Origin of the sequence: Pseudomonas sp. GM55, assembly GCF_000282395.1 — a bacterium.
In the GTDB taxonomy this organism is placed as follows: domain Bacteria; phylum Pseudomonadota; class Gammaproteobacteria; order Pseudomonadales; family Pseudomonadaceae; genus Aquipseudomonas; species Aquipseudomonas fluorescens_CC.
Map to the genome: position 1 here is coordinate 1 of NZ_AKJJ01000151.1, position 21,212 is coordinate 21,212.

Consider the following 21,212-nt stretch of genomic DNA (forward strand, 5'->3'; position numbering starts at 1 on the left):
GCCGTAAGGGCGAAACCATAAGTCGCCGTAACCAAAATAATGGATATGTACTCAGTCAGGCCGCATTCGCGAGCAGGCTCGCTCCCACAGAAGAACAGAGCAAAAGCAGATCGGCGTACACAACCCCAGTCAGTGACGATTCATGGCTGCAAAGCCTGGGGCCCGGTGGACTGTGCTTTCGGCGGCCCCCCGGTGTCCTCGAGAGAGGCTTTCTCGGCCACGAACTGCCAGTCCTTGTAGCTGGCCATGCCGTTGAAGTCCGACCACTGGCTGGGAAAATTCGCCTGCTTGAGCGGCTTCTCCGTGGACGGGCAATACACACCGCTGATACGTCCGTCGATACCGCGAATCAGCTCCCATTCGCCACCGGTCATCGGCTCCGGGTACAACTGCCGGATATGGTGCCTGGCCGACGGAAAACGCTCGTCCTGCAACAGGTCCGCGAGTTCTTTCGGGTACTGGGCCGCACCGGGCGAACTGCGATAATAGCTGCGCAGCGCCTGGGCATACTGCGTACCGACCCAGAGCAACTGGTTTTCGCGATCCCGGCGCGCGGCGGTGGCCCACAACTCGCCGGCACTTGCCAGGCCCATGCCCATCACGACGATCAGAAACAGCACACCCAGGTAGGTGAAGCCGTCCTGGCCCGAAGGCTTACCACTCGGAATAAAGGCTGCCATCACGTGCCCTCCCTGAGGCCCCACTCTTGATATCAGCCACCCCGCCCGCCACGCCATCCGGTGGCGCGACCACGACCCAGGCGTCCTTGCGCTCGACAATCGGGTCCAGCGGCAGGTTACGCAGGTAGCGCAGTTCGACCAGCTGTACGATGGAGTCGGGATAACGCCCGGTGTCCCCATAATAGTGATCCAGCGCCTCGCGCATGGACGACAGGCTCTGGTGCAGGGTGGTCTCTTTCGAGGCCTCCAGACTGTTGAAGTAGCGTGGCAAGGCAATCGTCATCAGGGTCGCGATGATTGCCAGGACCACCATCAGTTCAATGAGGGTAAAACCCTTTTGCCGACGCATATGCTCACCACTCTCGATAGGCGACGCCGTTGAGACCCTTGCCCCGGGCCTTGGAGTAAACGTCAAAGACGTCCTGGCCCTCCCGCGGGTTCTCAGCCGAACTGTCATAGGAACGCAGGCCCCAGCCACCATCGTCGTCACGCTTGACGGTGGCCAGCGGGTCACGAGGGATGCGCCGCAGGAAGTAGAACTTGGCCCCCTTGGCGCTGCGCACGTCACGCACACCATCGACCAGCACTTTCAGGTTCGGCGGGTAGCCGTTGCTGTCGAGCGTCTTCTCGATGTAACCGGCGTCGAAGGCGCGTTTGTAGGCGTCGATGCCATCACGGATCTGGTACAGCGCGGTCCGCAGTTCCTGCTCTTTGCCCCGACGCACCACGGTCTCGGTCAGCGGTGCGGCCATGCTGGCCAGCAAGCCCACCAGGGCGAGCGTCACCACGACTTCGATCAGGCTGAAACCACGTTGCGAGGCGTTCATGATCAAGGCTTCCCGACAGTAACCGTAGTGGCGATCGGTGCGCTCATGGGGTTCGTCTGAACCGTCGTGCTCATCGAGCGATCCGGTGCCTGGATGTGCATGCTGGTTTCGGTACCGGTCGAGAACTCCATGTCCGACGGGCTCTGGTACGGCAGGTTGCGCACGATCCGCGGGGTGATCGACAGCACCAGTTCGGATTTGCTGACGTCGTCCTTGTTGCTGCCGAACAGGCGGCCCAGGCCAGGAATGTCGCCAAGGCCAGGGATCTTGTTACCGCTGGCGCCGTGGTCGTTGCGCACCAGACCGGCGAGGATCTGGGTTTCGCCATCATGCAGACGCAAGGTGGTCTGGGCATTGCGGGTATCGACCTGGACCGGAATGGTGCCCTGAGCGGTCGGCGTCAGCGGCGTGGCGTTACTGACTTCCAGCGCGACCTTGATCGCCACTTCGTTGTTCAGGTGCACGATCGGTTGCACTTCGAGCTTGAGACCGACGTCGAGGTAGGTCACGCTTTCGGTGATCACCGGGCCCTGGGTCGAAGGCACCGAGGTGGCGCTGATGATCGGCACGCGCTGACCGATGTGGATGCGCGCCTGTTCGCGGTTGCTGACCCGAATGACCGGGCTGGCCAGGGTGTTGATGTCCTTGTCCTGGGCATTGATCTTGGCCTGTGGCGATGGCGAGATAGTGATGCGGCTGGAGTCGATGCCCTTGAGTTGATCGAGAATGGTCACCGCCGATCCGTCGCTGTTGACCACACCAAAGGTGTTGGGCCATTGCAGGCCAAGGTCGAGAATGCGTTGGCGGGCGACTTCCATCACTTCCACTTCCAGCACCACTTCCGGGTTGGACTGGTCCTGGGATTGCAGGAGTTTTTCCGCCATGCGCACCGCGTCACCGGTATCGCGCATGGTCAGGGTGTTGAGGCGCTCATCGACGAACACGTCGCGGGTCTTGAGCATGGTCTTGATCATGTTCAGCGCCGTGTTGGCATCGATGCTGGTCAGGTAGAAGGTGCGCATCACCAGCTCCTGATAATCCTTGAGCTTCTGCGGTGAATCCGGGTAGATCAGCAAGGTGTTTTCATTCACCACTTTCTGATGCAGCTGATTCTGTTGCAGCAGCAGCTCCACGGCGTCTTCGATACGTACATCGCGTACGAAGATCGTGGCTTTCATGTCCGGGCGCAGATCCTTGTCGAAGATGAAGTTCAGGCCGGCGACCTGGGACAGCACTTCGAAAATGGTTTTGAGGTTGGCATCGCGAAATTCCAGGGTCACCGGCCGGTCCAGGCGCGTGCGCAGCTGCGGGTACTGCACCACGTTGCGGCTCTGCACCAGGCGGATGCTGTCTTGCAGCTCCAGGGCACCTTCGTTCTTCGGGTCCAGTTCGAGAATCTGTTTGACCTGGCGGTCGGCACCGTAGATGTCCCCGCGACGCAGGTCGCCACGGGCCAGTTCGAGTTTCTCGTCCATGCTGCGCAGGTAGTCCAGCTGGCGCAGGGAATCCTGGGCACGACGGTTGTTCGGTTCGATGTTCAAGACCCGGCTGTAAGTCATGCGGGCCCCGGCGAAATTACGCTGGGCCCGGTCCATGTCGGCCTGGGTCAGCAGCGCCGTCACGGCGCGGGCCCGACCGTTGTTGAGGGCCATGTGCAGATCGGTATCGCGAGGGTTTTCACGCAATCCCTGTTCGATGCGGGCCAGACCGGCTTCGTACTGTCCCGACTCCATCAGGGCGGAAGCTTCGTCCCTGGCCACCTGCGCCGAGCTGCATGCGGCCAGCCCTGCGCACAGACACAGGCTCATCAGCAAACGGGATTGGTTCATTCCGTACTCCCCACAGACAAAGTCTGAGCTAAATGCAGAGGCAGGTAGACCAGGCTCAGTTCCTCATCGGAAATCCGCTCGATCCGCCAGGTTTCGTCGATGACATCCCCTTTGCGCACGACGTAGATTTTTTCGCCGCTCTGCAAAAACACCTGCAGATCGGAACGGTCATCCAGCCTGCCGACAAACTGGAAGGGCAACGGCGGTGCAGTGGGGACTTGCACCACCGGAGTAACGATTACCGATTGTTCAGTGACGGTGCCGGAGGCCGGTGCCGCTTTCCAGCTATGGGCGGCGAACAGGTCGCCTGCCGGGCTCAGGTCCTTGATCGGCGCCACCGCCGCGGCGGTCGATGCCGTCGCCGATGCGCCAGGTATCTTGCCCTTGGCTGGCGTGGTTACGGCGGCCACCGCAGGGTCACTGTCGTCAGCCTGTTTGAAGTATTCGGGGAACCAGGCGAGCGCTGCCGCTACACCGAAGAACGCCACCCAACCCACCACTCGTTTGGTAGTCATCATGACCTCGACAGATAAAGGGTCATGCGGATCCGCCCGGTCAGGTCGGTATCGGCGATGTTCTTGCGCTGGAATTCCACATCCTCCAGCACCACCGCCGGCAACTGGCCAAGCAAGGCGTGCAGGAAACGCCGCAGTTGCGGATAGCTGCCACGTACCGGCAGCAGAATCTGATAACGGGCCAGGTGCGTCTTGGGGTCCACGCCCAGGGAGTATTCACCCCGGGACAAGGTGATGCGCTCCTGGGCGGCCAGGGCGTAGATCTTGTCGATGGCCACAGTGGCCTGAGGCTGGGACGGTAACTTGCTGCGAAAGTCGTCGAGCTGACGCTGCGGCACAACCGGCGCAGCCACGGTGCCGTCTTCGACCTTGGCCAAGTACTCGGTGGCTTCGCGGGTCTGCTGGTTGAGGCTTTGCAGCGACTCCCAGTCCGGCAGCAACCCGACCAGGCCATAGCTCAGCGCCAGCACCAGCATGCCCAGCCCTGCCAGCCCCGGAACGCCCAGGCCTTGCAGGTATTCGTGGACGATCAATTTATGGATTTGCATCGCCGATCTCCCAGGTAGCGGACAGGTTGAACTGCACCGGGTGTTCCGGCACGTTGGCGACAATTTCGTGGCTCAGCAGCGACACGTCGGACAGTTCATCGCTGGCTTCGAGGCGGCGGTGGAAATCGAGCATGGCGTCCAGGTCCAGCGCCTCGGCGCTGATCCGCACCTGGCCTTTGCGGGCATCGGGGGTCAGGCTCAGCAGGGCAATGTTGTCCCGCGGCATGGCTTCGAGGGTGGCGAACAGGCGCTCCCAAGGGCGGCGCAGCTGCTGTGAGACCTTGCGCATTTCGGCCAGGTTCTGTGCCTGCTCGCGTGTTTCCGCCGGGGTCAGGCTGACCTTGCTGCCGTTATCGCCGGTGAGCACCCGCTGTGTGGTTTGCAGGTGGCCTTGCTGTTGTTCGGCCTCGTTGCTCAGGTGCTGTTGCACCAGCAGGCAAGTCAGTGTCAGCACTACACCACCGGCCAGCAGGCTCCAACCCAGAGGACCGGAACGGCGGCGCGGCTGAAAGTCGAGCATCAGGGGGCGCATGTCAGGCCACCGCCCGAGACATGACGTACAGACAATCGCGTACGGCTGTCCGGTCCTCTTCGAAGGTACGCAGATGCACACCTGGCACCTCAGGGTGCGAATCGATGCGCGCCGGTGCATGCAGGTAGACATTCAACGGCCGATCGCTGGTGGATGCCTGCAACTGGTTTTCACGGCCGATCAGTGCGCTCAGCGCGGCATCGCTGTCGCTGCTGCCCACCGAACGCACCGAGGTCCAGCGCCCCTCCCGGGCCAGCAGCAACACGCTGCGTACCGGTTCAGCGACCACGAACAGGAAGTCTCCGGCATCAAAACTTTTATCGAAATGGTTGAACGCCGCCATCAGGTACGGCTGCACCGAACGCAGGCGCAGTCCGCGAGCGCTGACCAGGGCGCGCAGGCGTTCGAGCAGGTCCTGTGGCAGCGCGGTGGCGATACGGTCGTAACCGGCGGGTTCGGCCGAAATCACCAGGCTCCAGGGTTGCGTCGGGGCACCGTAGAGGTCTTCGAAACACAGTTGGGCGAAGCCGAGCAATTCGGCCGGGCTGCTGATCTGCTCGCTCCAGGGCACCAGGCAATAGCGGCTGAAGTGCCCGGAGATCACCACGGTCAGTTCCGCCCTGGCAACGGTGTGTTCGGCCAGTAAACGGTCGAGGGTGTCGAGGGCCACCGTCCACGCCTGGAAGCCTTCGTCGATGTAGCCGACGCTGCCCAGCCAGTGGGTTGCACTGCCTTGCCGCTGGCCCAGGCCGACACCGCTGGCGCCGAGCACGGCGACAAATTGCTCACGAGATAAAAGTGACACGATTGATCTCCTCGAGAGTGGTCCGGCCTTTTTCCACCATTTCCAGCGCCGACTCGCGCAGCAGACGCAAGCCACGTTTGCAGGCATGGGCCTTGATTCTGGAAATGGGTTGGCGCTCGACGATCATTTGCCGCAGTTCGTCGTCCAGGTGCAGCAGCTCGGCAATCGCGCTACGCCCGCGATAACCGGTACCGCGGCAGTGCCCGCAGCCCTTGCCGTGGACGAACTGGAAGTGAGCGACCTTTTGCGGATCGAGCCCCGAGACCTCCAGCTCTTCGACTGTCGGGCTGTACGGGGCGCTGCAACTGGCGCAGACCAGGCGGATCAGACGCTGGGCCAGCACGGCATTGAGCGCCGAGACCAGGCTGTAGGGGTCGATTTCCATCTGGGTGAAACGGCTGATCACGTCGAACACGTTGTTGGCGTGAATGGTGGTGAACACCAGGTGACCGGTGAGTGCCGATTGCACGGCGATCTGTGCGGTGTCCGGGTCGCGGATTTCACCGACCATGATCTTGTCCGGGTCATGACGCAGGATCGAGCGCAGGCCCCGGGCGAACGTCAGGCCTTTTTTCTCGTTGACCGGGATTTGCAGCACGCCCGGCAATTGATATTCCACCGGGTCTTCAATGGTGATGATCTTGTCCACGCCGTGGTTGATCTCGGTGATCATCGCGTAAAGGGTGGTGGTCTTGCCGCTACCGGTAGGCCCGGTCACCAGCACCATGCCGTAGGGTTCGGCGGCCAGCCGGCGCAGCTGACGCAGGGTTTCGTCTTCAAAGCCCAGGGCCTGCAGTTGCACGCCACAGACTTTGTCGGCGAGGTCCTGTTTGTCGAGTACCCGCAGCACCGCGTCTTCGCCGAAGATGCTCGGCATGATCGACACCCGGAAGTCGATCTGCCGGCCGCTGATGCCGATCTTGAAACGACCATCCTGGGGCACGCGCTTTTCGCCGATGTCCAGTTCGGCCATGATCTTGACCCGGGAAATCACCTGCTCGGCGAACTCGCTGCCCTGGATCTTGCTGATGTTGTTGAGCACGCCGTCAATCCGGTACTTGATCACCAGGCCACTGCCGGTGGTGCCGAGGTGGATGTCGCTGGCATGCATTTTCAGCGCGTCGTACAGGGTCGAGTTGACCAGCTTGACCACCACGCTGGCGTCTTCGCTGATGCTGGTCAGGGACAGGCTTTGCACGGTATCGATCTCGGTTCCGGCCTCGGCCTGAGCGTTGAGCGACTCCACCGCATGGAAGCTTTCTTCGTGTCGCGCCAGGTAGGCCTTCAGGTCATCGGCATGCACCAGGTACAGCGGCGCGCCGTGCAGGCACTCATCGATCCAGGCCAGGCGCGCACTGTCGAAAGGGTCAGCGAACACACCGATGACCGCATCGTCATGGCGCAGCAGGATGAATTCGCGCTTGAGGCATTGGGCCAGGGTCACCCGGTCGAACACCGGGGTGGAACTGAACAGGCTGTCGGTGTCGAGCACCGGGTAATGCAGGGTTACACCCAGGCACTGGATGAAAGGCATGGGAGCCAATCCACTCAACTCCCCAAGGGTGTCCAGCATCCGCTCGCCGGAACTGGTGGCCTGGGCCCGGGCCTGGGCCAGTTGTTCACTGGTAAAACGAGTCGGTACACATTCCTGTTGCGCCGGTTCTACAACAAGGGATAGACGGTCCATGGCATGCTCTCCAACGCCCGGGGCTTTGGGCCCTGTCGGCGCGACGAGCAATTTCGGCGGCGGCCGGAACGGCTTGTCGCGCCACTACTCCCCGGTGAGCAATTGTTCGTCGTCCGGTGCCTTGGAGGCCGATGTACTTTTTCGGCGATCTGCAAGCACCCAACTACCGTCGTACAACTGCAGCGGGAAACTTTCGGTCCTGCTCTGGCGTCGTTCGACGAATCCTTCGGAGGTGCTCACACCCGGTCTGGGTTCGCGCTTCCTGCCCAGAAGATCAAGCACTGCACGGGCCAATTCCGCCAGTGGAAACGGCTTGAACAGGATATGGCTGACTCCCAGTTGCCGGGCCCTCTCGCAAACTTCTGCGGTTGGATGCCCTGTGATCAGCACAAAATGACAACTCCTGTTCTGGCGGACGGCATCGAGCACCTGAAAGCCTTCCATATCGGGCAAGCGGTAATCGAACACCATCACATCGGGCGCGAAATCGTCGGCTTCGGCGATTCCTTGTGCACCGTCGTGAGCAATCCGGACTTCCAGTGCTTGCGCCTGCAGGTAACCCTGGAGGTTTTCCGCCAGCAACTGTTCGTCATCAACAACCAGTACTTTGTTCAACAAGGTCGACTCCTTGAAACCGCAGGTCCGGGTTTTGAACCTGACTGAGTGCGTGCCTTGACAGGGCTTATGCACACTTCACGCCAGGCTGAGCGCCGGTAATGTCAGGTCTTCATGCCCTTGAATTTAAAAACAATGCCTTCTCGTACAGGCATTCCATCTCCCCAAACAAGGGGAAAGCGATCGGATCGGCATTGACGTTTTTCCCCCACTTTTGGGGAAACCCCCTATTCATCGTCAATCCGCTCGATTCGATTGCGCAAGCGCAATGGCGCCAATGCCCTCATTCCGGTTAAGCGTAGACGCGCGGTTTCGACAGTGGAAGCGTCTGCACCGGGCGCTACCTTGATCAGGATATGCCGGGAGCGAATGCTGCCTGCCGCCCGGCCCTGATCCTCCAGGTACTCGGCGAAGTAGCGCTCCAGGCATAACCGGGAAATTTCCTCGCCATTTGCCTGCGCCGCGGCAGGGCCATTGCTGCACCACGCCACGGGTACCCACAGTGTCCACAGGACGAGCAAAGGGTTGAGTTTCATGATCGGCCTCCCGTCAGGGCGTGGCAGCAATGGGTTTGTAGGGGGCGACCAGATAGAAGCGCTGGTCCGGCAGATCCACCGTGACGATATGGGCACCGCTCAAGCCCAGGCGGCGCCCAGGACCAAAGCTCATCAATGGCGTCAACCCGGTATCGAAGTCACGCAGGCCTTCCAGGGCACTGACCAGCTTGCCGCGGCTGGCATCCCGCCCGGCCTGCTTCATGCCTTCGCTGAGCAGCATCATCGAACTGAACGCGCCCACTTGCAGCACCGCGTGCTGGCCACCGAGGCCCTGGTGTTCGCGCAATTGGGTCAGGGCCAGGCGTCCGGCCAGGGTCCAGTCGCTGGGCACGAACGGATAGGCCAGGAACACCCGCCGGGAAAACCCACTGGGCACCTGCATCAGATTGCCCGCCACCTGGTTCGAGGTGGCGAACAGGTAAGGCACCTGCCCCGCCGTTTGCAAGCGCTCGGCCAGTCGACTGAAGCCGCTGCTGCTGCCCAGGTAAAACACCGAGCGCGACCCCAAGGGCAATTCATCCCCGGTCGGGTCATAGGCTTGCAGACGCACCTTTTGCCAGGCGTGCCCCTGCAAGTACCGGCTGAGTTCCTGCGCCGCCAGCCGTTGGCCGGATTCGTCCGGATAAGCGATCAGCGTCGGCCCCTGAAGCACCCGCAGGCTGGCAGCGGCGTAATCGGCCAGGGCGATCAATTGCTCGCGAAGCCCCGGCAGCGGTTCGAATATCTGCGGGCTGGTGTGAGGCGTGCCCTGCAAGGACAGCGGCCCGATCAGGGGAATGCCGGCCGATTCCAGACGCGCGGCAAGGTCCATGTCCAATGCTGGCGCCAGCGGTGCAATCAGGGCAAACACCTGTTCCTCATCAATCAACCGGTCCAACGCCTTTTCGGCACTGGCGCGGTCGGTGCCGGGGTCGAGGATGGTCAGGCGCAGCTGCCGGCCATGAATTCCGCCCGCCTCGTTGATACGCGCCACGCAGCCGTTGAGCACCGCCGCCACCGTGGCACCCTCCTCGCTCAATGGCCCGGCACCCGGCAACAATGTGCCCAGGTGCAGGCTGTCAGGGCTCAGGCCCGGATCGCGGTCTTCGGCCAGACGCTTGAGGTACGCCGTGAGGTTGTGTTGATCGTTCATCGACAACACGAACCGTGGCATCGTCGGATCGAGCCGATTGTTGCCGGGGTCGCGCCCCTCCTGTACCGCCCGCGCCAGGGTGCTGTCGCTATAGGCCGGATAACTGCGGCCGTTGACCTGCTGCTGGCCATGAGTGCTGGCCAGCCGCGACCAGCTCAGGTCCGGCGCTCGCACCCCGCCTTCCGGACGACCGAGGCCGTCGTCGCCATGACAATTGGCGCACGGCAGGCCGGTGGCCGGCAGCACCCTGTTGGATACGCCAACCCGGGCCATGATCGGCTCGCCACTGGCCGACACACCTTCGCGGTACAACCGCTTGCCGGCACTTTCGCTGAGGCTCAGCGGCAGCGCCTGGGCGCTGAGCGTAAGGCTCCCGAGGAGCAGCAGGCCAAGGACCAGGGCAGTATTCATGGCCATGGCTCAGCGACCGGCCACAGGCATTGTCAACAACCCAAGGTCCGTTTGCGCCTTGTCGCCGGTAAGAAAAAACCAGTGGGGCCCATCGTTGCCCTCTTTCAAGGTGTAAGCCTTGAGTACCACCGGGGTGTCCCGCAGCGGATCACTGGTAAGGGAGATAAAGGAGATGCCGTCGGCCTTGTCGCCCAACGCTTCACGTACTTTCCTGAGCTTGCGGGCAATCTGCGGGCAAGCATCGTTGCAACGGGTGAAAATCACATTGCGAAGCACCACCTGGTCCTGCAACGGCGCGTCGGCGAACCAGTCGATGGCTCTCATGGCTGATGCTCCATGGCGATGGCGGTGTGCTTGGCGTGGGTGTTGCGCTCACCACTGAGCTTTTCGACGGCCCGGGCCAGCTCCGTCGGGTCGGTGAGTCCGTAGTAACGAGTCCAGAAACGGTTGTTGCCGTCCCCCACCAGAATCTGCGGCGAGTGATTCCTGAAGTCACCGCTGTAGGCCAGCCCCTTGAGGGTGGCATCGACCGACTGCGGCGAACCGGTCAGCCAGCTCCAGCCCGGCCCCGTCTGGAAGGCGCGGGCGTAGTCGTTCAGGCGCTGGGGATCATCACGCTGCGGGTCGATGCTGATCGACACCAGTTGCACCTCGGTGCCGACCCGCGCACCCAACTGTTTCTGCACCTTGCCCATGATCGAGGACACCATCGGGCAGACTGTGGTGCAACTGGTGTAGATGAAGCCCATGACCACGATCTTGTGCCTCACCAGGTCCTTTTCCAGGCTGACGACCTTGCCGTTCTGGTCCAGCAGGTCCACGTCGGCAAACTTGATCCGGGTAGTCTCCGGGCTGGCCTTCCCGGCTGCCATGTCGTGCCCGTCATGTTCATCCGACGACTGAGCCAGCGCCTGGCCGATACCGATGGCCAACAGACAGAACGTCAACAGGCCGCGATGTGCGAATCGGTTCATGTCAGCTTCCTCTTGGTGGGTATCGCCGGGTATGACCCGAACGCTGGCAATGGTCTTGTCGTTGAAACTCGCACCGAGGGCCGCCGCCCGCACGTGCAGGTACCGGGCACCGTTCTGGTCGAGGGTCATCGGGGGTTTCACAAATATCGTCGCTTGCGCTCGCAACGTGCAGCAGTACTGGCAATCCCGATGCCGGGCACCGACGTCACCAACAACGGCATATCAATCAGGGACGGGGCGTGGGATATGCCGATCATAGTCTCGGGCCTCGTTGCGGATCATCCGGGATGAGCTTCTCGATAAATCGTCCAGAGCAATCCGCATGCCACAAAAAATTACTTTATTAATCATCTAGTTATAATAAAGACTTGGTAAACCGGGGGGATATTCCCCACCCAATCCCCCACTTTCTCGCTGGGGCCACTTTTCCCCACTATTGGGGAAAACCGCCCCGGGGTTTCGATCACAGCGGCGCATCCGCGGACAACCCCTGCAAACGCCGATACTGGTTCAGCACGCTGGGCACATAACGCTGGGTTTCGGCGAACGGCGGGACCACGTTGCCCCGGCTGAGCACCGCTTGCGGACCGGCGTTGTAGGCCGCCACGGCGAGGCGGATATCGTTGTCGAACATCGTCATCAGGCGCTTGAGATAACGGGCGCCACCCTGGATGTTGGCCTTGGGGTCGTAGACGTTGGTCACGCCCATTTCGCGGGCGGTGTCGGGCATCAATTGCATCAGCCCGCGAGCGCCCCTGGGTGAGGTCGCGCGGGCGTTGTATCTGGATTCGGTCTTGATCACTGCGTGCAGCAGCGCCGCCGGGAGTTCGTTGGCCGTGGCCGCCGCCGACACCAGCTCGGCATAGGGTTGCGCGGCGATCATCTGCGGTTGCTGGTCGAGGCTGACGACCGCCGCATCGGGTTCATGGATCACCCGTTCATAGTGGCGTCCGGGGCGGTGGACATTGGACAGGACGTAGCTGCCATTGGCGTCCACGGAAACAAACACATCGGCCTGTGCGGCGCCGGTCAACACAAGCAGACCCAGCAACCCGGTGGTGAGTGATTTCATTGTTATACCTCCCCTTTCCGGCCCCGAAAAATGGGGGTATTGCCCCAATGGCCAGTCGTGCAACAGCCATACGCAAGCACTGTGCCGTAAGTGAGAAGGCCCGTAGCACGGGGGGTGCAGATGGATCGCCAAACGTGAGCATGGCAATTGCATGCGTATGTATGACAACTGTGCCGCCGACTGTGTGAGGTCATCATGATTCAGCGACTGTGTTATGCCCGGCGGACCCAAAGCGGGTTCACCCTGCTCGAACTGTTGGTGGTGCTGGTGGTGCTGGGGTTGTTGGCTGGCATCGTGGCGCCGAAGTATTTCGCCCAACTGGGTCGTTCTGAAGTAAAAGTGGCCAAGGCGCAAATAGAAGGCTTGAGCAAAGCCCTGGACCTTTATCGCCTGGAGGTCGGCCATTACCCGTCGACCGAACAGGGTTTGCAGGCGCTGGTCACTGCCCCCGCCGACGAACCGCGCTGGACCGGCCCATACCTGCAGAAAAAACTCCCGCTAGACCCGTGGGGCCACAACTACACCTATCGCTACCCCGGTGAAAACAGCGAGTACGACCTGCTGTCCATGGGCAAGGACGGACAACCCGGCGGCGAAGGCGAGAACGCCGAAGTCACCAACTGGAACTGACGGGAACGGCGACCATGCGTTTTCATCTCAAAGCCGTCGGCAAGGCAGGTGTCGTGTCAATGACTGTCGAGGCACCGGGGCACAGCGAAGCCAGGCGCATCGCCGAAGACCAGGGCCTGCGCGTCGTCAGCCTGCACGCCGAGCGACATTGGCGCGCGTTACCCCTGCACAGGCGCGAGACGTTCAACCTGGTGTTGTTCAGCCAGGAACTGACCACATTGCTCAACGCCGGCCTACCGTTGATCGACGCACTGGAAAGCCTGGCGGAAAAAGAAACCGCGCCACAGGCCCGTAAAACCTTGAGCGAGCTGGTGCGTTTGCTTTACGAGGGCAAATCGTTTTCCCAGGCCTTGAGTCAGCTGTCGGCCGTTTTCCCTCCGTTGTACGTTGCGCTGGTGCAATCCAGTGAAAAGACCGGTGCCGTGGGCGATGCCCTGGGCCGATATGTCAGCTATCGCCAGCGCATGGACGAAGTTCGCCAGAAGATCATCAGCGCGTCGATCTACCCCATGCTGTTGCTGGTGGTGGGCGGGGGCGTGGTGTTGTTTTTGATGGGCTATGTCGTACCGCGCTTCAGCCTGGTATTCGAAGGGCTGGGGTCGAACCTGCCATGGATGTCGCAGATCCTGATGAGCAGCGGCATGTTCCTTCACGCCCACCAGGGCGAATTCTTCGGTGGTTTGCTGGTCATCATCGTCGCCCTCGTCCTGCTCCAGCGCCAACCGGCCTTTCGTCGGGGGCTGGACCGCCTGATCGAAAAACTCCCCGCGGTGCACCAGCGCATCTTCATGTATGAGCTGGCGCGTTTCTACCGTTCGCTGGGGATTCTGCTGCAAGGCGGCATTCCCTTGGTCACCGCCATGGGCATGGTCCGTGGCCTGCTCTCCGTCGCCTCCCGCGCGCGCCTGGACCAGGCGTGCGAACGGGTGCGCGAGGGGCAGTCACTCTCTACCGCGCTGGAACTCAACCACCTGGTCACCCCCGTGTCGCTGCGCCTGCTGCGCGCCGGCGAGCAGTCCGGCAACCTCGGGCAGATGATGGAGCGCAGCGCCGACTTCTACGACGAAGAAATCAGCCGCTGGATCGAATGGTTCGTGCGGCTGTTCGAACCCTTGCTCATGACCTTCATCGGCCTGTTGATCGGGGTAATCGTGATCCTGATGTACATCCCGATTTTCGAGCTGGCCTCAAGCATCCACTGACCTTATGCAACAGGGCCGCGCTGCCCGTTGCACTTTTTCAACCGCCAATTGAATAAATCAGTCCGACGAGGTGTTTAACAAGTTCCCATGGGAAGAAAGCAGTACGTAGCAATGTTCAGCAACGTTCCAATCTGAATAAGAGACGGAGAACGACATGCACATCAATAAGCTTTTACTCGCAGTAGCTATTGGCGCGGTTCTGTCGGCGTCTACCGTACTGATTCCGGACAACCTGTCCGGGGTATCCAGTGCTCATGCCAAGGAAGGGGGTAGTGGCGGCGGCGGTGGTGGTGGCGGCAGTGGCGGTGGCGGCGGCAGTGGGGGCGGTGGTGGCGGCAGTGGTGGTGGCGGCGGCGGAAGTGGCGGTGGTGGCAGTGGTGGCGGTGGTGGCGGTGGTGGCGGTGGCAGCGGCCACGGTGGCGACCATGGCAGCAACAGCGGCCATGGCAGTGCCAACAGCGGTTCGGGCCACTCCGGATCGGCTTCGTCCTCAGGACGCAGCGGCACCCATGATGAACCCGGGGATGACCGTGGCGTGCATCGGGCTGGTGAAGTCGGCGACGATCGTGGCGTTCATGCCAATGGCGAAGTCGGCGATGACCGAGGCGTTCATGCCAACGGTGAAGTCGGCGATGACCGAGGTGTCCATGCCCAGCCAGGGGATGACCGTGGTGTCCATGCCCAGCCAGGGGATGACCGTGGCGTCCATGCCCAGCCAGGGGATAAACGGGGTGTCCATGTCGAGCCCGGCGATGACAAAAGGACCTGATTCCAACTGATCCCCATACAACACAGAACCCTGTGGGAGCGGCGCACCGCCGCTCCCACAAGCGATTGTGTGAACCACCTGCTTACACCCCACCCTCAACCCGATCCAGCCGCTCGCGCAAGAACTCAACCAGCGCCTGCACCGGCCGCGAACTCTGCCGGTGTTGCGGATAGACCGCAGACAACGTCAGCGGCTCCGGCCGGAAATCTCCCAGCACCTGCACCAGCCTTCCATCCTTCAGTGCCGAATCGACAATGAACGTCGGCAAATACGTGATCCCCAGCCCGGCGATGGCCGCATCCTTGAGTACCTCGCCATTGTTGACCCGCATCCGCCCGCTGACATTGACAGTCAGCGGCTTGCCCTGCCCCGCAAAACGCCATTGCACCTGTCGACCATGGCCGTACGGCAAACAGTCATGACCGTGCAAATCCTCAGGTTTGAGCGGAATGCCGCGTTCGGCCAGGTACGTCGGGCTGGCGCAATACACCCGCTGGATCGACGCGATCCGCCGGGCAATCAACGTCGAGTCCTCGAGCGTGCCGATGCGCAACGCCAGGTCGTAACCCTCACCCAGCAAATCCACAGGCCGATCGCTCAAATCCATCTCCACTGTCACATCGCGATAGCGCTGCAAAAACACCGGCAGCAGGCACCCCAGATGCGCCAGTGCGAACGACAGCGGCGCACTCACACGAATCGTCCCCCGTGGCTCGGTGGTCTGGCCGGCAATGCCCTGTTCCACTTGTTCGACTTCGCTGAGCAGGCGCAAGGCTGACTCGTAATAGCTTTGCCCTAGTGGCGTGACATCCAGGCGCCGGGTCGAGCGATTGAGCAAGCGCACGCCCAGGCGCTCTTCAAGTTGCATCAAGCGGCGGCTGACAAACTGCTTGGACAGGCCCAGTTGATCGGCGGCAGCCGTGAAGCTGCCGGAGTCCATCACCTGGCAAAAAATACGCATATCTTCGAAGGGGTTCATTGTCACTTCCCGGTTGACAGTTAAACACTTTATAGCCGCTTTTTCCCTTCCAGGCCCCCTATTAATCTGAGTTCACCACAACAGCATTCTCCATCTGCGCGACCTCATTTCCAGCGGAGCATCCCCATGTCTTTTGCCTACGCTCACTTGCTCTCCCTGAGTGCCCTGCTGCTGGCCATCGACGCCCTGCTCTGGCACCTCGCGCCATTCAAGCATCGCGTCAGCCAGGTCGGTGTGCGTCTGGCGCTGTTCGTGCTGTTCAGCGCGGTGCTCATCAACGCCGGCGTCAGCCCGTTGCAGGCGCCATTGTTTGCCGATGATCCCGTGGCGCAGCTCGGGGCTACGGCGCTGGGAATTCTGTGGTGGCTGTACGCCGCACGGGTGCTCACCGAAGTGATCGGCCTGGTGCTGATGCGGCGCATCGGCCACAGCGGCCGGCTGTTGCAGGATGTCATCGGCGCACTGGTGTTCCTGATTGCCGTCGTCGCTGCCGCCGGCTATGTGCTGGAACTGCCGGTGAAAGGCTTGCTGGCGACCTCCGGTGTCGTCGCCATCGTGGTGGGCCTGGCATTGCAGAGCACCTTGAGCGACGTGTTCTCCGGCATCGTGCTCAATACCACCAAGCCGTATCAGGTGGACGACTTTGTGGTGATCGACGGCGTTGAAGGCAAAGTGCTCGACATCGACTGGCGCGCCACGCACCTGCTGACCAGCGCCGGCAGCACGGCGGTCGTGCCGAACTCGGTGGCGGCCAAGGCGAAGATCGTCAACCTCAGCCGCCCGACCAACCTGCACGGCGTGTCGATCAGCATTCAGGTGCCCAACCACATCCGTCCGCGTCGTGTGCTCGATGCCCTGGACCGTACCCTTCAAGGCAGCAGTAGCCTGCTGCTCGATCCGCCGCCGAAAGCCGTGCTCAAGGAAGCCGGCGAAACCATGTCCGAATACGTGGCCAGCGGCTTCATCGCCGAGTTGGGCAAAAAGAGTGAAGTGCGTAATCAACTGTTCGACCTGGCCCATCGGCACCTCGAAGCCGCAGGCATTTCCCGGCAGCCCGATGGCGTGATCGAGCCGTCGACCCGAGCACGGGCCTTGCTCGATGAAGTGAAAGTCTTCCGTTCCCTGAGCGCCGAGGAACGTGATCGCCTGGCGCAGACCATGGTGGCGCAGCAATACGCGGCCGGTGAGGTGGTGCTGGATCTGGAAGAAGTACCAGACAGCCTGTTCGTCATCGCCACCGGCGTGGTCAGCGCCACGGTTCCCGACGGCAGCCTGCAGATCGAAGCCGGGCGCATGGGGCCGAGTGAAGTCATGGGCGAACAAAGTATCCTCGCCGACACGCCGTCCCAGGCACGATTCACCGCCATGACCTCAAGCATCATCTACCGCCTCGACAAATCCCTGACCCGCAGTTGCATGGAGCAACGACGCGAAGTCGACCGGGCGTTGAACAAGCTGCAGGCGGTGCGGCAGCAGAACAGCCGGATGGCGTTGATGGCCAAACCGGTGGCGGTCAGGAAAGGCGGTTTTCTGGGGTGGTTGCAGAGTCGCTGAGCCATTGCCTGCAAAAAACCTGTAGGAGCGAGCTTGTTCGCGAAGGCGGCGAGTCAGTGACATGAATATCGACTGACACTCCGCCATCGCGGGCAAGCCCGCTCCCACAGGTCAGGTCTTACTTCGCGGTAAATTTCGTGTAGCTGTTGATCAGGTTGCGGTAGTTCGGCAGGCGTTCCGACAGCAGGTTGGCCAGGCCTTCCATATCGTTGCGCCAGTCGCCTTGCAGCTCGCAGGCCACGGAGAACCAGTTCAACAGTTGCGCACCGGCGGCCGACATGCGCGCCCAGGCCGCTTGTTGCACGGTGGTGTTGAAGGTGCCGGAAGCGTCGGTCACCACAAACACCTCAAAGCCTTCGGCAATGGCCGACAGGGTCGGGAACGCCACGCACACGTCGGTCACCACACCCGCGATGATCAGTTGCTTGCGGCCGGTAGCCTTGATCGCCTTGACGAAATCCTCGTTGTCCCAGGCATTGATCTGGCCCGGGCGGGCAATGAACGGCGCGTCCGGGAACTGCGCCTTGAGCTCCGGCACGATCGGGCCGTTCGGGCCGCTGTCGAAACTGGTGGTGAGGATGGTCGGCAGCTTGAAGAATTTGGCGATGTCGCCCAGCGCCAGCACGTTGTTCTTGAACTCGTTGGGCGAGAAATCCTGTACCAGCGAGATCAGACCGGTCTGGTGGTCGACCAGCAGCACAACGGCATCGTCTTTGTTCAGGCGTTTGTAAGGAACGTTGCTCATTTGAAACTCCTCGGAGGGTGGTGAGGTGCAGCGTCGACCATGATGGCCGGCGCTTTGTTGAGACTCAGAACGCGAAGCAGGAACAGCCGAAGGCGCCCCAGAAACCGGCGAAGTCACTCACCGGCACATTCGACATACGGGCCTTCTCATGGCTGTGGGTATGCACGGCGCACGGGCCACTGCACTGGTGAACCTGCGCCTGCAGCGGCGCGTTCGGCCGCCAGTGTCCCGGAACCTTCGCCACCGGCGACCAGTCCGGCAGCACCGGCAGGCTGACAGGCCCGAGTTTTTCGAAGTCGCCGGCACCGTAGACAATCTTGCCGCCGACCACGGTCAGTACCGACTCGATCCACTTGATTGCTTCTTCCTCGACGCTGAAGAAGTCCGCGCTCAGTGCTGCCAGGTCCGCCAGTTGCCCGACCTTGATCTGGCCTTTCTTGCCCTGTTCCGACGAGAACCAGGCGCTGCCGTGGGTGAACAGCTCCAATGCAGTGGTGCGCGGCAAACCTTCCTCGTACAGCGCCAGACCGCCGACGGTACGGCCGCTGACCATCCAGTACAGCGAGGTCCATGGGTTGTAGCTGGAGACTCGGGTGGCGTCGGTACCCGCACCGACCGGCACGCCTTCGGCGAGCATGCGCTTGATCGGCGGCGTGGCTTCGGCGGCTTGCTTGCCGTAGCGGTCGACAAAATACTCACCCTGGAACGCCATGCGATCCTGAATCGCGATGCCGCCCCCCAGCGCCCTCACCCGCTCGATGTTCTGCGGGGTGATGGTTTCGGCGTGGTCGAAAAACCATGGCAAGCCGTTGAACGGAATGTCGCGGTTGACCTTCTCGAACACATCGAGCATGCGGCTGATGGATTCGTTGTAAGTCGCGTGCAAACGGAACGGCCAGCGTTGCTCGACCAGATGGCGCACCACGGGCTCCAGTTCGGCCTCCATGGTTTGCGGCAAGTCCGGGCGTGGTTCGAGGAAGTCTTCGAAATCCGCCGCCGAGAACACCAGCATTTCCCCGGCGCCGTTGTGCCGCAGGTAATCGTCGCCCTGGTGCAGCTTCACGCTGCCGGTCCAGTTCTTGAAGTCGGTCAGCTCTTCCTTGGGCTTCTGGGTGAACAGGTTGTAGGCGATGCGCACGGTCAGTTGCTCGTCCTTGGCCAGTTGCTCGATGACCTGGTAATCGTCCGGGTAGTTCTGGAAACCGCCACCGGCATCGATGGCACTGGTGAGGCCCAGGCGATTGAGTTCGCGCATGAACTGACGGGTCGAGTTGACCTGATACTCCAGCGGCAGCTTCGGCCCCTTGGCCAGCGTCGAGTACAGAATCATCGCGTTCGGCCGTGCCACCAGCATGCCAGTCGGCTCGCCATTGGCATCACGCACAATCTCGCCACCCGGCGGGTTCGGCGTGTCGCGGGTGTAACCGGCTACGCGCAACGCGGCGCGGTTGAGCAAGGCGCGGTCGTACAGGTGCAACACAAACACCGGCGTGTCCGGGGCTGCCTGGTTGAGCTCCGCCAAGGTCGGCATACGCTTTTCCGCGAACTGGAATTCGTTCCAGCCACCGACCACCCGCACCCACTGCGGCGTCGGCGTACGGTCTGCCTGATCCTTGAGCATGCGCATCGCATCGGCCAGCGACGGCACACCTTCCCAACGCAATTCCAGGTTGTAGTTCAGGCCGCCACGGATCAGGTGCAAGTGCGAGTCGTTGAGCCCGGGGATCACACAACGACCCTTGAGGTCGATCACCTGGGTGTTCGAGCCACGCAGGGCCATGGCTTGTGCATCGCTGCCGACCGCGACAAAACGCCCGTCGCTGATCGCTACGGCGCTGGCGAGCGGTTTTGCGCGGTCAACAGTATGGAATTGACCATTGAACAGAATCAGATCGGCGTTCATCACGGTTCCTCGTGCAAAGCGGCGGGAGACAGCCAGGGCGCGAACAGGCGCGTCGCCATGGGCATGAACAGGTAGACCACCGACAGCACGATGGTCAGGGTGATCAGGAACGTGGCAACCACGTAGTTGGAGAGAAATGCGTTAAGCCGCAATAACGGCCCCCAGATCAGCGGCACCAGCAAGGTGTGCGGCAAGATCACCAACAGCGTCACCACGGCCTGCTTCCAGCGCGGCGGTGGCGTACCGGCTTCGGCCTGGGGCGAGAACCAGAACTCGTTGAGCGGATTGACTTCGGTCTGGTCGCCATCGGCCAGCATCGGCGCGGCCTCCTCAACCAATGCCTGGCGCTGCGGTGAATCGAGCCAGTTCTGCATCGCCTCGGTCGAGCAAAAGCGCAGCACGCAAGTGTAGGTGTCGAGACCGGCGTTCTTTCCGCGCACCACATCCACGCCCAGGTGCCCGACGCTCTGCGCGGCCACCTTGACGATGTTGCGTAGCCAGGCTGCATAGGGCACTTCAAAACCGGCCTTGACCCGGTGTTTGACGATTAGGGTCACCACCTCATCAGGCCCCGGACTTGCCGGCTCACGGCGATTGGATTCAGACATAACGCAAGGCTCCGGCAAAACGGACATTGAGTGCCAGGCGTCCCGGCCCGGCGATGAAAATGCTGGTGAACACAATCAACAACAGCCAGCCGAACTGGCCTTCGAAGAGTGTCCACTGCGGATGCACGATCAACATCGACACCCACAGAAGAAACAGAATAGGCAAACATGCCAGACGCACCAGTAACCCGGCGACGATCAGCAGCGGGCACACGACCTCGGCGAAAATCGCCAGCACCAGCGTCAGGTTCGCGCCCAGATGGAAAGGGTCTTCGATGTTTTGCAACTCGGCACTGTAGTGAAGCAGCTTGGGCAAACCATGTACCCACAACAGGAACAATCCGCCGCTGACCCGCAGGAACAGCAACCCCCAGTCTTGCGCCCGATCACCGCATCGCGAAGCGTCCATGGCCCACCCGCACAAATGAAAAACCACCGGCGACGAGGCGCCGGGACAGGAGTAGATAGTGCCGGGACGGGGGGAGGAAAAATTGAATGTACGTGCTCTGTTTACGAGAGCGGCTGCGATCTAAAAACCGACACAAAACCCTTGTGGGAGCGAGCCTGCTCGCGATGGCGGGGTGTTGGGCGACGTGTCTTTTACGGGTGTACATATCCGTTGCTGCGGTAACGGCCAC

Annotated in this window: 23 protein-coding genes and 2 pseudogenes; 3 read left to right on the forward strand and 22 right to left on the reverse strand. The window is 61.8% G+C overall.

Going from position 1 to position 21,212, the window contains the following annotated elements; genetic code table 11:
• Positions 1-140: 140 nt before the first annotated feature.
• From PMI31_RS28780 to PMI31_RS28850, 15 genes and pseudogenes are all read right to left on the reverse strand, one after another.
• Positions 141-680, reverse strand: coding sequence for a type II secretion system protein (locus PMI31_RS28780; RefSeq protein WP_008023594.1), 540 nt, complete (start codon positions 678-680; stop codon positions 141-143).
• Entirely contained in the window at positions 655-1,029 is a 375-nt protein-coding gene (locus tag PMI31_RS28785) for a type II secretion system protein (RefSeq protein ID WP_008023596.1), read from the reverse strand. Before PMI31_RS28785 ends, PMI31_RS28780 begins: the two co-directional genes overlap by 26 nt.
• A 4-nt stretch (positions 1,030-1,033) precedes the next feature.
• Complete coding sequence (locus tag PMI31_RS28790; RefSeq protein WP_008023598.1) at positions 1,034-1,507, reverse strand: type II secretion system protein; 474 nt, start codon at positions 1,505-1,507, stop codon at positions 1,034-1,036.
• A gap of 2 nt (positions 1,508-1,509) precedes the next feature.
• Positions 1,510-3,336, reverse strand: coding sequence for a secretin N-terminal domain-containing protein (locus PMI31_RS28795; protein ID WP_008023600.1), 1,827 nt, complete (start codon positions 3,334-3,336; stop codon positions 1,510-1,512).
• Positions 3,333-3,851, reverse strand: a complete 519-nt coding sequence (locus PMI31_RS28800) for a hypothetical protein (RefSeq protein WP_008023602.1) — start codon at positions 3,849-3,851, stop codon at positions 3,333-3,335. Before PMI31_RS28800 ends, PMI31_RS28795 begins: the two co-directional genes overlap by 4 nt.
• Entirely contained in the window at positions 3,851-4,399 is a 549-nt protein-coding gene (locus tag PMI31_RS28805) for a hypothetical protein (RefSeq protein ID WP_008023604.1), read from the reverse strand. The genes PMI31_RS28800 and PMI31_RS28805 overlap by 1 nt, the downstream gene beginning before the upstream one ends.
• Positions 4,386-4,931: a PilN domain-containing protein gene (locus PMI31_RS28810; protein WP_008023607.1), complete on the reverse strand. Its 546-nt coding sequence runs from the start codon at positions 4,929-4,931 to the stop codon at positions 4,386-4,388. The genes PMI31_RS28805 and PMI31_RS28810 overlap by 14 nt, the downstream gene beginning before the upstream one ends.
• A gap of 1 nt (position 4,932) precedes the next feature.
• Entirely contained in the window at positions 4,933-5,736 is an 804-nt protein-coding gene (locus PMI31_RS28815; protein ID WP_008023608.1) for a hypothetical protein, read from the reverse strand.
• Positions 5,717-7,423, reverse strand: coding sequence for a GspE/PulE family protein (locus PMI31_RS28820; RefSeq protein WP_008023611.1), 1,707 nt, complete (start codon positions 7,421-7,423; stop codon positions 5,717-5,719). Before PMI31_RS28820 ends, PMI31_RS28815 begins: the two co-directional genes overlap by 20 nt.
• 84 nt (positions 7,424-7,507) lie before the next feature.
• On the reverse strand, positions 7,508-8,041 hold the full coding sequence (locus PMI31_RS28825) for a response regulator (protein WP_008023613.1): 534 nt from the start codon (positions 8,039-8,041) through the stop codon (positions 7,508-7,510).
• Between the two features lie 359 nt (positions 8,042-8,400).
• Positions 8,401-8,574 (reverse strand): annotated as a pseudogene (locus PMI31_RS30470) (peptidylprolyl isomerase); the annotation flags it as partial.
• 13 nt (positions 8,575-8,587) lie between these two features.
• Positions 8,588-10,138: a cytochrome c/ABC transporter substrate-binding protein gene (locus PMI31_RS28835; protein WP_008023618.1), complete on the reverse strand. Its 1,551-nt coding sequence runs from the start codon at positions 10,136-10,138 to the stop codon at positions 8,588-8,590.
• 36 nt (positions 10,139-10,174) lie between these two features.
• Positions 10,175-10,447, reverse strand: a pseudogene (locus PMI31_RS28840) (SCO family protein); the annotation flags it as partial.
• 11 nt (positions 10,448-10,458) lie between these two features.
• The gene (locus PMI31_RS28845) at positions 10,459-11,112 is read right to left on the reverse strand and encodes an SCO family protein (protein WP_043302740.1); all 654 of its coding nucleotides are present in this window, start codon (positions 11,110-11,112) and stop codon (positions 10,459-10,461) included.
• A gap of 463 nt (positions 11,113-11,575) precedes the next feature.
• Positions 11,576-12,184, reverse strand: coding sequence for a lytic transglycosylase domain-containing protein (locus tag PMI31_RS28850; RefSeq protein ID WP_008023624.1), 609 nt, complete (start codon positions 12,182-12,184; stop codon positions 11,576-11,578).
• 195 nt (positions 12,185-12,379) lie between these two features.
• Between PMI31_RS28850 and gspG the strand changes: the two genes are divergently transcribed.
• Complete coding sequence (gspG, locus tag PMI31_RS28855) at positions 12,380-12,814, forward strand: type II secretion system major pseudopilin GspG (RefSeq protein WP_008023626.1); 435 nt, start codon at positions 12,380-12,382, stop codon at positions 12,812-12,814.
• Between the two features lie 14 nt (positions 12,815-12,828).
• Entirely contained in the window at positions 12,829-14,016 is a 1,188-nt protein-coding gene (locus PMI31_RS28860; protein WP_008023628.1) for a type II secretion system F family protein, read from the forward strand.
• A 172-nt stretch (positions 14,017-14,188) separates the two neighbouring features.
• On the opposite strand, the gene PMI31_RS31995 is transcribed toward PMI31_RS28860, so the two are convergent.
• From PMI31_RS31995 to PMI31_RS28870, 3 genes are all read right to left on the reverse strand, one after another.
• Positions 14,189-14,461: a hypothetical protein gene (locus PMI31_RS31995; RefSeq protein ID WP_443217040.1), complete on the reverse strand. Its 273-nt coding sequence runs from the start codon at positions 14,459-14,461 to the stop codon at positions 14,189-14,191.
• Between the two features lie 45 nt (positions 14,462-14,506).
• Positions 14,507-14,791 carry a hypothetical protein gene (locus PMI31_RS32000; RefSeq protein WP_157213311.1) on the reverse strand — a complete coding sequence of 95 codons (285 nt, stop codon included), beginning with the start codon at positions 14,789-14,791 and terminating at the stop codon, positions 14,507-14,509.
• 76 nt (positions 14,792-14,867) lie between these two features.
• Entirely contained in the window at positions 14,868-15,764 is an 897-nt protein-coding gene (locus PMI31_RS28870; RefSeq protein ID WP_008023633.1) for a LysR family transcriptional regulator, read from the reverse strand.
• 126 nt (positions 15,765-15,890) lie between these two features.
• Here PMI31_RS28870 and PMI31_RS28875 point away from each other — a divergent pair, with 126 nt between their 5' ends.
• Positions 15,891-17,318: a mechanosensitive ion channel family protein gene (locus tag PMI31_RS28875; protein WP_008023634.1), complete on the forward strand. Its 1,428-nt coding sequence runs from the start codon at positions 15,891-15,893 to the stop codon at positions 17,316-17,318.
• A gap of 118 nt (positions 17,319-17,436) precedes the next feature.
• Here the strand turns inward: PMI31_RS28875 and ycaC are convergent, their stop codons facing one another.
• From ycaC to PMI31_RS28895, 4 genes are all read right to left on the reverse strand, one after another.
• The gene (gene ycaC, locus PMI31_RS28880; RefSeq protein ID WP_008004800.1) at positions 17,437-18,063 is read right to left on the reverse strand and encodes an isochorismate family cysteine hydrolase YcaC; all 627 of its coding nucleotides are present in this window, start codon (positions 18,061-18,063) and stop codon (positions 17,437-17,439) included.
• A 64-nt stretch (positions 18,064-18,127) separates the two neighbouring features.
• A complete protein-coding gene (locus PMI31_RS28885; RefSeq protein ID WP_008023635.1) occupies positions 18,128-19,966 on the reverse strand; it encodes an amidohydrolase in 1,839 nt (612 codons plus the stop codon).
• Entirely contained in the window at positions 19,966-20,574 is a 609-nt protein-coding gene (locus PMI31_RS28890; protein WP_008023637.1) for an antibiotic biosynthesis monooxygenase, read from the reverse strand. Before PMI31_RS28890 ends, PMI31_RS28885 begins: the two co-directional genes overlap by 1 nt.
• The gene (locus PMI31_RS28895) at positions 20,567-20,983 is read right to left on the reverse strand and encodes a DoxX family protein (protein WP_008023639.1); all 417 of its coding nucleotides are present in this window, start codon (positions 20,981-20,983) and stop codon (positions 20,567-20,569) included. The genes PMI31_RS28890 and PMI31_RS28895 overlap by 8 nt, the downstream gene beginning before the upstream one ends.
• Between the last annotated feature and the right edge of the window lie 229 nt (positions 20,984-21,212).

Excerpts from the sequence above, each read along its gene's own strand:
- PMI31_RS28780 (WP_008023594.1), bottom strand. The coding sequence starts at position 680 with ATGGCAGCCTTTATTCCGAGTGGTAAGCCTTCGGGCCAGGACGGCTTC.
- PMI31_RS28785 (WP_008023596.1), bottom strand. The coding sequence starts at position 1,029 with ATGCGTCGGCAAAAGGGTTTTACCCTCATTGAACTGATGGTGGTCCTG.
- PMI31_RS28790 (WP_008023598.1), bottom strand. The coding sequence starts at position 1,507 with ATGAACGCCTCGCAACGTGGTTTCAGCCTGATCGAAGTCGTGGTGACG.
- PMI31_RS28795 (WP_008023600.1), bottom strand. The coding sequence starts at position 3,336 with ATGAACCAATCCCGTTTGCTGATGAGCCTGTGTCTGTGCGCAGGGCTG.
- PMI31_RS28800 (WP_008023602.1), bottom strand. The coding sequence starts at position 3,851 with ATGACTACCAAACGAGTGGTGGGTTGGGTGGCGTTCTTCGGTGTAGCG.
- PMI31_RS28805 (WP_008023604.1), bottom strand. The coding sequence starts at position 4,399 with ATGCAAATCCATAAATTGATCGTCCACGAATACCTGCAAGGCCTGGGC.
- PMI31_RS28810 (WP_008023607.1), bottom strand. The coding sequence starts at position 4,931 with ATGCGCCCCCTGATGCTCGACTTTCAGCCGCGCCGCCGTTCCGGTCCT.
- PMI31_RS28820 (WP_008023611.1), bottom strand. The coding sequence starts at position 7,423 with ATGGACCGTCTATCCCTTGTTGTAGAACCGGCGCAACAGGAATGTGTA.
- PMI31_RS28835 (WP_008023618.1), bottom strand. The coding sequence starts at position 10,138 with ATGAATACTGCCCTGGTCCTTGGCCTGCTGCTCCTCGGGAGCCTTACG.
- PMI31_RS28845 (WP_043302740.1), bottom strand. The coding sequence starts at position 11,112 with ATGAACCGATTCGCACATCGCGGCCTGTTGACGTTCTGTCTGTTGGCC.
- PMI31_RS28850 (WP_008023624.1), bottom strand. The coding sequence starts at position 12,184 with ATGAAATCACTCACCACCGGGTTGCTGGGTCTGCTTGTGTTGACCGGC.
- gspG (WP_008023626.1), top strand. The coding sequence starts at position 12,380 with ATGATTCAGCGACTGTGTTATGCCCGGCGGACCCAAAGCGGGTTCACC.
- PMI31_RS28860 (WP_008023628.1), top strand. The coding sequence starts at position 12,829 with ATGCGTTTTCATCTCAAAGCCGTCGGCAAGGCAGGTGTCGTGTCAATG.
- PMI31_RS31995 (WP_443217040.1), bottom strand. The coding sequence starts at position 14,461 with ATGGCCGCTGTTGCTGCCATGGTCGCCACCGTGGCCGCTGCCACCGCC.
- PMI31_RS28870 (WP_008023633.1), bottom strand. The coding sequence starts at position 15,764 with ATGAACCCCTTCGAAGATATGCGTATTTTTTGCCAGGTGATGGACTCC.
- PMI31_RS28875 (WP_008023634.1), top strand. The coding sequence starts at position 15,891 with ATGTCTTTTGCCTACGCTCACTTGCTCTCCCTGAGTGCCCTGCTGCTG.
- ycaC (WP_008004800.1), bottom strand. The coding sequence starts at position 18,063 with ATGAGCAACGTTCCTTACAAACGCCTGAACAAAGACGATGCCGTTGTG.
- PMI31_RS28885 (WP_008023635.1), bottom strand. The coding sequence starts at position 19,966 with ATGAACGCCGATCTGATTCTGTTCAATGGTCAATTCCATACTGTTGAC.
- PMI31_RS28890 (WP_008023637.1), bottom strand. The coding sequence starts at position 20,574 with ATGTCTGAATCCAATCGCCGTGAGCCGGCAAGTCCGGGGCCTGATGAG.
- PMI31_RS28895 (WP_008023639.1), bottom strand. The coding sequence starts at position 20,983 with ATGGACGCTTCGCGATGCGGTGATCGGGCGCAAGACTGGGGGTTGCTG.